Here is a 12394-nt window from a genome sequence, read left to right on the forward strand (position 1 = left end):
GCCCGTCGTACAACATGGCGGTCAACCTGGTCGGCCAGGTCGGCAGGGAACGCGCCCGTACCCTGCTGGAGGCGTCGTTCGCCCAGTTCCAGGCCGACCGCGCGGTCGTCGGCATCGCCAAGCAGCTCCGGCGCGCCGAGGAGGCCCTCGACGGCTACACCGAGGCGATGACCTGCCACCTCGGGGACTTCCCTGAGTACGCGGCGATGCGCAGGGAGCTGTCGGACCGCGAATCCGACCTGTCGCGACAGCGCGGCACGGCCCGGCGCGCGGAGGCCGTGCGCTCGCTGGAGGCGCTCAAGCCCGGCGACGTGATCCGCGTCCCCGGCGGACGGCGGGCCGGTCTGGCCGTCATCCTGGACCCGGGGCTCACCATGCGCACCGAGGGGCCCTCGCCGCTCGTGCTGACCATCGGCAAGCAGGTCAAGCGGCTGTCGGCGGCCGACTTCCCGGTGCCGGTCGAGCCGGTCGAGCGGCTGCGCATCCCCAAGGGCTTCAACCCGCGCGCCCCGAAGGACCGTGCCAACCTCGTCGCCACCCTGCACGCCAAGATCGGCGACCGTGACCTCGGCCGACCGATGCGGGTCCGCGACCACGACGCAGACACGGCGATGACCCGCGGCTCCACCCCCGGCACCCCCGAGTGGGAGATCGCCGAGCTGCGCCGCAAGCTGCGCGCCCACCCCTGCCACGGGTGCGACGAGCGTGAGGACCACGCCCGCTGGGCCGAGCGCTACCACAAGCTCCTGCGCGAGACCGAAGGCCTGCGCCGGCGGGTCGAGAGCCGGTCGCACGTGATCGCGCGCACCTTCGACCGGGTGTGCGGGGTGCTCGACCAGCTCGGCTACCTGGACGGGGAGACCGTCACGCCCGAGGGTCGCCGCCTGTCCCAGCTCTACACCGAGCTGGACCTGCTCACCTCCGAGTGCCTGCGCGCGGGCATCTGGGAGGATCTCGACCCGGCCGAGCTCGCCGCGTGCGTGTCCTCGCTGGTGTTCGAGTCGCGGCAGGCCGACGACGCCCGCCCGCCCAAGATCCCGGCGGGCGCCGCGAGGGAGTCGCTGGCCGCGATGGTGCGCATCTTCGCTGAGCTGGAGGACATCGAGCGCGACCACGGCCTGTCGTTCATCCGTGAGCCGGACTTCGGGTTCGCCTGGGCCGCGTTCCGCTGGGCGAAGGGCCACAGCCTGGACGCGGTGCTCACCGACGGCGACCTGGCCGCGGGCGACTTCGTCCGCTGGGTCAAGCAGCTGCTCGACCTGCTCGACCAGATCGGCAAGGCGGCCCCCCGCGGCGGGAAGGTGAGGCAGAACGCCGCCAAGGCCATCGACGCCCTGCGCCGCGGCGTCGTCGCCTACTCCTCCGTGGCCTGACCTCACGTCCCTCACGACCCCGCCCGGGGACGGGCGGGGTCTCCGGCCGGGCGCCGTCCAGGCCCTTCCGGGCGCTCAGGAGGCGATGGCGCGGCGCGAAGGGTCGCGGGCCCCGGCTGCGGATGATCGAGCGGCACGAGCGCCTCAGGCGACGGTGAAGCGGACCTCGCGGGTGAGGAGGTCGGCGCGGGTGAGGCGTACCTCGGTCCTGTCGCCGAGGCGCAGGCCCTCGCCGTCGCAGCGGGCGACCACGGCGGGGTCGGCGATCTGCACGAGGCCGCCGGGCCTGCCGTCCTCGACGTCGATCACGACCGCGCCGAACGTCTGCCCGACCCGGTCGCGCAGCACGAACGCCTCCACCAGGTCGACGCAGGCGCGTTCGACGGCGGCGGCGCGGCGGCCTCCGCCCGCCATGAGCGGGGGCAGCTCGGCCAGCGCCTCCTGCACGGGTTCGGGCACCGGCACGCCCTCGGCCACCGCCAGGCACACCTCCCCGGCGTAGCGGTCTACCAGGCGGCGCAGCGGCGCGGTCACGTGGGCGTACGGCGCGGCGACGGCGGCGTGCCCGGCGTCCCGGGGCGGCTCGCCGTTGAACGCGGTGTACCCGGCGCCACGCAGCAGGGCCGTGGCCTCGTGCAGGAACGCCGCGTTGGCGGGGACGGCCGGGTCCAGCGTGTGCGCGACGTCCCCGAACGACGCGCCGGCGGGCCACGAGACGCCGAGGGCGGCCGCGATCCGGCGCACCCGCTCGACGGTCTCCGGCGCGGCGGGCGGCAGCGTGCGCAGGATGCCCATCTCGGCGTCGAGCATCATGGCGGCGGCCGCCATGCCGGTCATGAGGGATATCTGCGCGTTCCACGCCTCGGCGGGCAGCGGGCTGCGGAACTCCAACGCGATAGCCGTCCCCGTACGGCACGACCTCCTGCTCGGGCGTCGGCAGCGTCACCCCGCCGCGCGCCCGCTCCAGCTCCTGGCGCAGGGCGCCGACGACGGGCAGAAGGCGCAGCGTGCCGTCGGCGGTGCCGGTGTCGACGGCGGCCTGCACGTAGTCATAGTCGAGCCGCTCGCGGCTGCGCACCAGCGCCCGCCTGACGTCCGCCCCGACGGTGACGCCGTCGGAGTCCAGGTCCAGGCACCACAGGGCGGCGGGCCTGACCACGCCCGGCAGCAGGCTGGCCGCGCCCTCCGACAGGACGGCCGGGTGCAGGGGGACGCGCCCGTCCGGCATGTACACGGTCTCGCCGCGCCTCCTGGCCTCGGCGTCGATCGTGCCGCCCGGGGGGACGAACGCGGCGACGTCGGCGATCGCGTACCACACGCGGTAGCCCCGGGCGCGCTGCTCGATGCACAGCGCCTGGTCCAGGTCCATCGACCCCTGCGGGTCGACGGTCAGCAGCGGCAGGTCGGTGCGGTCGGGCAGGGCGGGCACGCCGGCCAGGCCGGGCAGCGCGGACAGATCGGACGCAGCCGTGTCCGCCACGCGGCGGGCCTCCTCCAGCACGGGCTCGGGGAACGCGTCCGGAAGCTCCAGCTCGCCGCGGATGCGGTCGAAGCCCTCGGCGAGCTTCGGCGCGCCGGACACGTGTATCGCTTTGGGAAGCACAACCCGGATCTTAGGGGCGATACGGCCGATACGCCCGTTCAGCCGGCCAGCGTGGCGAGCAGGCGGTTCAGCGGGCCGTCCAGGCCATAACGGTCGGCGAGGGCGACCAGCGCCTCCGGGTCGCGCGGCTTGACGGGCCGGGCCATGTCCAGATCGGGCAGGGGCGCGTCGTGGGCGACCTTGACCACGGCGGGGGCGACCGCGAGGTAGTCGCGCGCCTTGATGATCTTCGTGCGGCTGCCGGCGGGGAAGCCGTCCGTGACGCCCTCGTCCAGCGCGGCCAGCATCGCCTCCAGCGAGCCGAACCGCGTGATCAGCGCGGCCGCCGTCTTGTCGCCCACGCCGGGGACGCCGGGCAGCCCGTCGCTCGGGTCGCCGCGCAGGGTGGCGTAGTCGGCGTACGCGCGGCCGGGGATGCCGTACTTCGCGGTGACCTCGGCCTCGTCGATCGTCTGCAGGTTGCGGATCCCCTTGACCGTGTACAGCACCCGGCACGGCCGCGAATCGTCCACGAGCTGGAACAGGTCGCGGTCGCCGGTGACGATCTCGACCGCCCCGGTGGCGCGGGCCGTGCACGTGCCGATGACGTCGTCGGCCTCGTACCCGGGCACGCCGACGCGGGCGACGCCCACGGCGTCCAGCACCGCCTCGATCACCGGGATCTGCGGCACCAGGGTGTCCGGCACCTGCTCCTGGTCGCCCGTCGCGACCCGGTGGGCCTTGTAGGAGGGGATCGCCGCGACCCGGAACGCGGGCCGCCAGTCGGCGTCCATGCAGGCCACGAGCTCGTCGGGGGCGTGGCCGCGCACGAGCGTGGCGATCATGTCGATCAGCCCGCGCACGGCGTTGACCGGCATGCCGTCCGGAGCGGTCATCGACTCGGGTATCCCGTAGAACGCGCGGAAGTACAAGGAAGGGGTGTCGAGAAGCATCAGCCCTGGCATGAGCCCATCCTTCCAGCCCCAGCCCCCTGTCCGGGCCTGCGCCTCGAATCCGACGGGAGGGGACGCGCCTGCCCCGCACTCGCGCTGATCTGCTCGGGTGACGCCCCCCGCCGCCGGCGTCCACCCAGCGGTGGCGGACCGAGGTGGCCAGCGGGCGGGGGCGGTAGGTGGGGCAGACGGGAGGAATCGGGGTGGAATACATTGGGCGATGTGACAACGACGTCCTCTGATCTTTACCCCGTGACCCGCGTCGCGGCCGTGCGCGAGGCCGCCGCAGCCGCGGGCATCGACGCCCTGCTGCTGACCCCCGGCCCCGACCTGCGCTACGTCAGCGGGTACGACGCGATGCCCATGGAACGGCTCACCTGCCTGGTGGTGCCCGCCCAGGGAGAGGCGTTCATGGTCGTGCCGAGGCTGGAGCTCCCCGCGGCCGAGCACTCGCCGGCCGCGCGCCTCGGGCTGGAGTTCGTCGCCTGGGACGAGACCGACGACCCGTACGCCCTGGTCGCGTCGAGGATCGGCTCCCCGGCCACCGTCGGGCTGGCCGACCGCATGTGGGCGATGCAGTCGCTGCGCTTCCGCTCCGCGCTGCCCGGCGCCGAGCAGGTGCTCGCCGGGTCGGTGCTCAGCGAGCTGCGCATGCGCAAGAGCCCCGCCGAAGTGGCGGCGCTGCGCGAGGCGGGCGCGGCCATCGACGCCGTCCACGCCCAGGTCCCCGGCCTGCTGAAGGCCGGCCGCACCGAGCGCGAGGTGGGCAGGGACATCGCCGAGGCGATCCTCGCCGCCGGGCACGCCACGGTCGACTTCGTGATCGTGGCCTCGGGCCCCAACGGCGCCAGCCCGCACCACGAGCTGTCCGACCGCGTCATCCGCGCGGGGGACCCCGTGGTCGTCGACATCGGCGGCCAGATGCCCAGCGGGTACTGCTCGGACTCCACCCGCGTCTACAGCGTCGGCGAGCCCCCGGCCGACTTCGCCGCCTACTACGAGGTGCTGCGCCGCGCCCAGGAGGCCGCCTGCGCGGCCGTGCGTCCCGGGGTCTCGTGCGAGTCGGTCGACGCCGCCGCCCGGCAGATCATCGCCGACGCCGGCCACGGCGACCTGTTCATCCACCGCACCGGCCACGGCATCGGCCTGGAGACCCACGAGGAGCCCTACATCGTCTCCGGGAACGCCGAGCCGCTGGCGCCGGGCTTCGCCTTCTCCGTCGAGCCGGGCATCTACCTGTCCGGTCACCACGGCGCCCGCATCGAGGACATCGTCGTGTGCACCGAGACCGGCGTCGAGCGCCTCAACGACCAGCCCCGCGACCTGGTCGTCGTGTGATCTCCGGCCGTGACGACCCGATCTCCGTCACGGCCGCCGGCGCCGGCCGGGCCCGCGGGGCGATCCTCCGCGCGGCGCGTGCCCGGCGCGTCCACCCCCCAGACCCGACCTCTGCGATCCGGAGTGAATAGATGGCGGTCGACCGCGTCCTGCCCACGCCCGAGGCCCACGACCTTCTCGACCTCGTGAGAGACCTCGTCGCCAAGGAGGTCGCCCCCCGGGCGGCCGGCGACGAGGCCGAGGGCCGTTTCCCGCGCGAGGTGTTCACGACCCTCGGCCGCAGCGGCCTGCTCGGCCTGCCGTACCCGGAGGAGTACGGCGGCGCGGCCCAGCCGCAGGAGGTCTACCTGCAGGTCGTCGAGGAGCTCGCCGCGGCGTTCCTCGCCGTCGGGCTCGGCCTGTCGGTGCACACCCTGTCGTGCTTCCCCGTCGCCGCCTACGCCACCGAGGAGACCCGCGCCGCGCTGCTGCCGGACATGATCGGCGGCGAGCTGCTCGGCGCGTACTGCCTGTCGGAGCCCCAGTCGGGTTCGGACGCCGCCGCGCTCACCACCCGCGCGCGGGCCTCGGCCGACGGCGGCTACGTCGTCGACGGCGTCAAGGCGTGGACCACCCACGGCGGGGCCGCCGACTTCTACACCCTGATGGCGCGCACCTCCGACAACGGGGCGCGCGGGATCTCCTGCTTCCACGTGCCCGGCTCGGCGCCGGGGCTGTCCTTCGGCCGCCCGGAGCGCAAGATGGGCATGCGGTCCTCGCCGACGGCCCAGGTGCGCCTCGACTCCGTACGGCTCGCGCCGGGCGCCCTGATCGGCGCCGAGGGGGAGGGCTTCCGCATCGCCATGGCCGCCCTGGACGGAGGACGGCTCGGCATCGCCGCCTGCGCGGTCGGCGTCGCCCAGGCCGCCTTCGACGCCGCCTCCGCCTACGCCCGCGAGCGCCGCCAGTTCGGCTCGCGCATCGCCGACTTCCAGGGCATCGGTTTCATGCTCGCCGACATGGCCACCCAGATCGCCGCCGCGCGCGCCCTCTACCTGGACGCCGCCCGCCTGCGCGACGCCGGCCGTCCGTACGGCACGCGGGCCGCGATGGCCAAGCTCTTCGCCGCCGACACGGCCATGAAGGTCACCACCGACGCCGTGCAGATCTTCGGCGGCTACGGCTACGTCGAGGACTTCCCCGTCGAGCGGTACATGCGCGAGGCGAAGGTCCTGCAGATCGTCGAGGGCACCAACCAGATCCAGCGGCTGGTCATCTCGCGCGCCGTCACCAAGGAGGGCTGACCGCTTCACGGCGCGGCTCGCGCAGGCGGAGCGCCGCGGGGAGGGGCCGGGCCTCTACGGGGTCGTCGCCGCCTCGATCCGCTTTCGATCTACAATGTAAAGGGGCGCCCGCCGGGCTACGTGCCCAGGGGTGGCTGGACCTGCGTGTAGGCCGTGGTGAGGATGCACAGGACGGGGCCCAGGTCCGGGGGACTGGTGCCGACGCCGACCACGACGTCGGTGCGGGCGGTGTCGAACCACAGCGAGCACGCGTCGTCGCCCGGATCGTTCGGGTCGTACAGCGCGAGCGCGACGCCCGTCCCGCTGACGTAGTAGCCCCAGGCCAGCACCTGGTGGTTCTTGCCAAGGTCGCCGGGGTTGAGGCTTTTGACCTTGACCAGGCAGATCGGCCGGGGCACCCCCGCGTCGATCCACTCCTTGATGTTCGGCCACGCCTCCCTGATCATCACGGCGGACCGGCCCGACATGAGCCCGACGGGCTCCAGCACGCCGCGGTCGGTGTCGGGGTAGGCCGGTTCCATGATGGCGAACAGCCGGGCGGGCAGGTTCGGGATGTCGAAGGAGTCGAACAGCCGGCTCACCAGGAAGTCGAAGAGCGGATCGCCCTCACCGGGCGGGGCCAGGGCCTGCGGCGGGACGGCCCTGCCCGCCATGAAGTAGTCCAGGGCCGCGTAGACCATGCCGCCGCACAGGCCGTTGGAGGCGTCGCCGATGGGCAGGCGGACCAGGCCGAGGTCGATGGTCTTGTCCGTGGTCCCCTGCGGCCAGCTGTTGGGGAACCGGAAGCCGTGAGTGCTGGGCCGGAAGGCCGTGACATGCCACTGCGCCGGCTCCAGCAGCCACGTGACGGTGGTGTTCGCGCCGGCTCCGCCGCCGCGCAGCATCGCCCAGCCGGGCGGGCACACCTCGTCGTAGCTGTTCCCGCCACCATAGGGGTTGTCCCAGTGAAGCTCGGCGATCGGCCCGGCGTCTCCGATGTGGTAGCCGACGCGGCCCTCGGTCCCGGTGAGGATGCCGTCCGACTCGGTCTGCCAGCTGACGGTCTCGCCGGGGCCGATCGTCCACGCGGGCTCGATCCCCCCGCTCCACATACCGTGCGGGAGGTCCTGCCAGGCCTTGCCGAGCACCTGGCCGGTGGCGTTGGTGACCGTGACCACGGTGCTGCGTGCCGCTGTCATCCAGTACTCCTCGTACTGCTCGGTGATGCCTTGTACCGCTACAGACGATTCACGCGATCGGGGTCGCGTAGAGGTCGCCGCCGGCCATCTGCTCCCAGGCGGAGAACGGGCCGGTGCCCGTCCTGGTCAGGTTGCGCCGCCGCCATTCGAACCGGGGCGCGTCCGGGGACATGCCCGCCACCAGGTCGGCGAGCGTGTACGCGAGATGTACCGTCTTGTCCCACTCCTCGCGAGTCAGGTAGACGGTCACGGGGTCGGTGCCGCCCCGCCTGAGCTGGACCTCCAGGCCCTCCAGCCCGGCGAGCTCCGGCGGCAGGTCGGCCGCGTGCTGGAGCTGGAAGCTCCGCACCCGCACGGTGGTGTCGAGGTTGACGGTGGCGGCCAGCTCGTGCACGCGCTCCAGCACGTCCGCCGCCGTGACGTCCAGCCCCACGCGGTCGAAGTCCAGGGCCACCCGCCCGACCACGCCCGGGTCGACCGGCTCCCGGGGGACCAGCGTCACGGTGGTCTCGCCGCCCGCCGCGACGGTGAAGGGCAGCGGCGAGACGTCCGCCGGGACGGCGTCGACGGGCTGGTGCCCCGCCGGCGCCACGACCAGCAGCGTCGCCACCGCCTGCCGCACGGTCGCCGAGCCGGCGGCCAGGTTCCTCACCCGGGCGGTCAGCCTGCCGGCGCCGTCCGGCTCGACCTCCAGGAACTCGTCGTTCGGCGCGTCCAGCCTGATCCGCACGGGGATCTCCCTGACCGTGCCGGCGTCCTCGGGGGAGGTCTTCAGCGTGACGCGGACGGAGGCCTCGATCCCGGTCGCCGGTCCCTGCGCGGGGGCGAGCATCCGGCACAGCAACGTGTAGAACTCCAGGCTGCAGTCGTAGACCAGCTCGAAGCCCCTCGGGTCGACGGCGGACCCGTCGGGCTGCTCCACCACATCGCCGCCGAGGCCGGTGAACAGCGAGGAGGGGCGGAACTCGGTCTTCTCCAGCCCGCCCACGGCGAACTCCGGATAGGGCAGGTTCTCGGCCTCGGCGATCGTCGTGCGCAGCCGTTCGAGCGGTTCGGGGGCGAACCACGGCGTCAGCGCGAACCGCACCCGGACGCGATGGGCGGCGCTCGCCGGCCGGCCCTGCGGGACGGGCTGCTCGCGCAGCAGCGCCGTCACCGCGGGAACGCCCCGCGCGGTGTCGAACGCCAGCCGGTACTCCGTGGGCAGCACGTAGTACTGGTTGGGAATGGGGGAGGCCTTCCAGGGGCCGGCCGGGCCGGTGATCCACACCGTGTCGGGGTCGAACCCGATCGCGCCGTTGACCAGCGCGTAGATGGGCCGGTTGGCGTGGGCCTCGGTCGGGAACCACATGGAGATCCCCCGCCGGTCGGCCGTGAGCGTGAGCGCGTCCTCGTGCGGTTCGGACCGCGGCGGAGGGTCGGGCCGCTCCAGGATCCACCGCCCGGGGTTGCGCAACAGCAACCGATCGAGCCGCAGCGCGTCCGGGGAGAGGTTCAAGGACTCGGCGGCGAGGGTCGCGGACGTGAGCGTGAGGCGGATCCGGGGCCGCTCGAAGAGCTCACGGACGGGCAGGTCGGCGTGGGGGGTGTACTCGATCGGGTCCGGCCGCAGGGGGATCTTCTCGACGGGGATGTACTTCTCCGGGATCAGGGGGCCGTGGCCGTCGCGGCCGACCTCCAGGGGGCCGGGCCTTCGCGGGTGGCGGTCGACGGGGATGTACTTCTCCGGAATCCGGGGGCCGTGGTCGCCGCCCTCGTCCTCGGGCTCGGGCGGGAGCGCCAGCCGCCAGTGGACGGTGCCGGTGACCGTGAGCACGGCGGTCTCGTCCTTCTGCAGCACCGCCGCCACGCGGGCCGGATCGTCGAGCGGGGCCACGGCGACCAGCCGGCGCGCCACCCCGGGATCGCCGGTGGGCTCCTCGTGTACCTCGGTGAAGACCACGGAGACCCCGGGGACGGAGGTGACGAACGCGACCTTCACCCCGTCCAGCGGCAGCGGGGAGGCGTCCGCGGCGACGGAGGGGTGGCGGCGGAGCTCCAGCGTGACCCGCAGCTGCCAGGCGTCCCCCGACTTCCCGATGAACACCGCGGGCGTGGCCGAGGACGGCGTGCGCCGGGGGATCGAGGCCGCCGGCACGTAGTACGTCCCGCTGGGCGCGCCCTGCCAGGTCTGGTCGACCCGGGAGGGCGGCCCGGTCAGCACCGGCGCGGCGTCGATGGCCGCCCTGGTCAGCGCGCCCGAGAACCGCGTGAAGATCGACGGGTCGAGGTCGAGGATCAACGGCACACGGCCGGCGGGGTTGGCCGGGAACTCGCCTTCCATCCTGCTCTCCTGTCCGGATGTCTAGAGCTCGACCACGAGGAGGATGTCCTCGGTCGAGACGGGGCCGACGACCTTCTTCACGCCGTCCACGCCGTAACCGTGGATCTCGTAGGTGTAACCCTTGGCGGTGGCGTCCCGCAGCGGGACCGTCCACGGCTCGCTGGTCAGCGGGGTCGCCGCCGTGTACTGGAAGGTCTTCTCGGTGACGCGCCCGGTGCCGGGGTCGGTGTGCCTGAGCCGCACGACCACCAGCCGCCATCTGGTCATGTCGAGCAGCGCCGGCTGGACCTCGACCGTCAGGGTGGCGCCGGTCACCTCGCCGACGAACTTCGCGGTGTCGCCGCTGGTCTGCCACTCTCCGAGGTCCACCGCGCCGTCGGCGTAGGCGACGTCGACCTTGTACCTGTACTCCTGCAGGTCGGGATCGCGCAGCCGTACCTTCCACACCCACGGGTCGTCGTGGGCCTCGAAGACGTGCACGGTGTCGACCTCGTAGTCGTTGGCGGGGTCGCTGTAGCGGACGGACAACACGATCGACGAGATCGGCGGGAACGCCCCCTGCGGGGTGAAGGTGACGGTCAGCGTGTCGTCGAACGGGGCGTCGACGACCAGCCGGGCCGTGGTCGAGCGCTGGGGCTCCAGCTCCATCCGGCTGCCGTCCAGCAGGGTGAAGACGAACTGGCGCTCGTACTCCCGGGACGGGTCGCCGTTGGTGTAGGTGAACCAGCTGCCCTCGCTCTTGCCCGAGGTCAGCGTCACCGTCTCGGTGGCGGAGGGGGAGTTCAGGCCGGGGTAGCGCAGCTTGACGTCGGCCCGCTCGACGACGTCCCACGGGATCTTCCCGGTGATGCAGGTGACCTGGACGCAGCTCAGGCTGTCGTAGCCGATGACGAGGCTCTTCAGCCGGGTCTCCACGGGCGGGACGTGCACCTCGCTCTGCGAGGCCCGGTAGTGCAGTGTGCTCGAGTAGGTGAAGGTGTCCTTGGGCGTGCCGTCCGCGGCCTTGGCCATCGTCGTCCGGAAGTAGTAGACCTCGCGTCCCGTGGTGAAGTCGAACGTCTCCGATCGCGTCTTCGTCTCGTTGTGGCCGGGCCGGTCGTCGGTCTGCCGGTAGTCCAGGTGCACCTGCACGGTGTGGATCGGATCCTTCTCGAACTCGGCGGTGACCCGGACGGGGACGTCCAGCCGGTGGAAGATCGGGGTGTTGAGGTCGGCCTCCACGGTCCGCGCCTGGAGCACCGCGGGGTCGATCATGTCGAACAGCTTGGCGTTGGGCTGCACGTTGACCGGCTGGGAGAGCCGGCCGTCCAGGGTGAAGTCGATGGTGCCCTTCATGGATTGGGTGAAGTCCTTCAGCCAGAGCTGGTTGCCGCCGATGACAGGGGTGCCCGCGGGTTTGAAGTTCTGCAGCGGGTCGGTGCCGAGCTTGTCCTTGTTGAGGTCGGGGGTGAACCCCGGTGTGAAGAACCGGTCCTTGAGATAGCCCTGGGCGATGTCCAGCACGAGGTTCTCCAGCCGCTTGGCCGCCTCGTCGGCGACGGCCTGGTCCTGGCCGGTCATGGCCGGGAAGTCGACCCTGTCGTAGGTCACGTGCAGGCTCGCGACCTTGGTCTGCAGCTCCTGGAGGCTGGAGACCTGCGGGTAGATGCGCACGGGGTGCCCGTTGTGGGTCTCGGTCACCGTGGTGTGCTCCTTGAGCTCGTTGTAGACGTCCTCGGAGTTCCCGGTGATCGAGATGTGGATGTTGGGCAGCCTGGCCTGGTACCTGAGGCTGTAGTAGACGCCCCCCGGGGAGACCCCGCTCTTCAGCGACTCGCGGAGCAGGCGCGCGCCCTCCTGGCCCAGCAGCATGGTGAAGCTGGCGAGGTTGCTGCCGGTCAGGGATGGCTTGTCCGACCCTTCGTACCCCTTGAGGAACGTCGGCCCCGCGCTGGGCAGCATGGCGAATTTCACCGTGCCGTCCACCCACGTCGGGTAGGAGAGCCGGGGCGTGCCCGAGGCGCCGGTACGCCGGCGGTAGACGACGGTTCCCTCGTGCATCGAGGCCATCAGCCCGCCGTTCATGATGGTGGCCTCGATGTAGTCGATGATCTTGGCCTGGTCCTCCTGGCCGACGCGCACTTCGAGGGTCATGCTGAGCAGCCCGCCCTCCTGCTCGCCCCGGGGAAGTTGCTCCGCCGCCGACGCCATGAGGCTCATGTCGCGGGCGAACAGCATCATCGAGATGGAGGGCACGCCGTCGTCGGTCATGGCCGGCGACGGCTTGCCGGGGAGCATCCAGAACTGCAGTTCGTCCTCGTCGTCCTGGAAGATCTCCACGTGGTCGACACCGGGGACGACGAACTTGCTGAAGAGGTTGAGCAT

At 72.6% G+C, this 12394-nt stretch carries 8 protein-coding genes and 1 pseudogene; 3 read left to right on the top strand and 6 right to left on the bottom strand.

The window, feature by feature from the left end:
• A partial coding sequence (locus DQ384_RS42950; protein ID WP_484378257.1) for a DEAD/DEAH box helicase occupies positions 1 to 1373 on the top strand: 1373 nt, incomplete at its 5' end.
• Between the two features lie 144 nt (positions 1374 to 1517).
• Here DQ384_RS42950 and DQ384_RS42955 read toward each other — a convergent pair.
• From DQ384_RS42955 to DQ384_RS19715, 3 genes and pseudogenes are all read right to left on the bottom strand, one after another.
• Entirely contained in the window at positions 1518 to 2210 is a 693-nt protein-coding gene (locus DQ384_RS42955; protein ID WP_245966612.1) for a ribonuclease R family protein, read from the bottom strand.
• Between the two features lie 139 nt (positions 2211 to 2349).
• Positions 2350 to 2742: pseudogene (locus tag DQ384_RS42960) on the bottom strand (RNB domain-containing ribonuclease); the annotation flags it as partial.
• 272 nt (positions 2743 to 3014) lie between these two features.
• The gene (locus tag DQ384_RS19715) at positions 3015 to 3920 is read right to left on the bottom strand and encodes a 5'-3' exonuclease (RefSeq protein WP_114030307.1); all 906 of its coding nucleotides are present in this window, start codon (positions 3918 to 3920) and stop codon (positions 3015 to 3017) included.
• Positions 3921 to 4160: 240 nt separating this feature from the next.
• Here DQ384_RS19715 and DQ384_RS19720 point away from each other — a divergent pair, with 240 nt between their 5' ends.
• Together DQ384_RS19720 and DQ384_RS19725 are read left to right on the top strand one after the other, a co-directional pair.
• Complete coding sequence (locus tag DQ384_RS19720) at positions 4161 to 5246, top strand: M24 family metallopeptidase (protein WP_245966613.1); 1086 nt, start codon at positions 4161 to 4163, stop codon at positions 5244 to 5246.
• A gap of 131 nt (positions 5247 to 5377) precedes the next feature.
• Entirely contained in the window at positions 5378 to 6529 is a 1152-nt protein-coding gene (locus DQ384_RS19725; RefSeq protein WP_114030309.1) for an acyl-CoA dehydrogenase family protein, read from the top strand.
• Between the two features lie 116 nt (positions 6530 to 6645).
• Here the strand turns inward: DQ384_RS19725 and DQ384_RS41330 are convergent, their stop codons facing one another.
• The 3 genes from DQ384_RS41330 to DQ384_RS19740 are packed head-to-tail and all read right to left on the bottom strand — an operon-like array spanning position 6646 to position 12394.
• A complete protein-coding gene (locus DQ384_RS41330) occupies positions 6646 to 7707 on the bottom strand; it encodes a hypothetical protein (RefSeq protein ID WP_181871293.1) in 1062 nt (353 codons plus the stop codon).
• Between the two features lie 49 nt (positions 7708 to 7756).
• Entirely contained in the window at positions 7757 to 10030 is a 2274-nt protein-coding gene (locus tag DQ384_RS19735; RefSeq protein ID WP_114030310.1) for a hypothetical protein, read from the bottom strand.
• 21 nt (positions 10031 to 10051) lie between these two features.
• The gene (locus DQ384_RS19740; protein WP_114030311.1) at positions 10052 to 12394 is read right to left on the bottom strand and encodes a hypothetical protein; all 2343 of its coding nucleotides are present in this window, start codon (positions 12392 to 12394) and stop codon (positions 10052 to 10054) included.

It is taken from the genome of Sphaerisporangium album, from assembly GCF_003323745.1.
In the GTDB taxonomy this organism is placed as follows: domain Bacteria; phylum Actinomycetota; class Actinomycetes; order Streptosporangiales; family Streptosporangiaceae; genus Sphaerisporangium; species Sphaerisporangium album.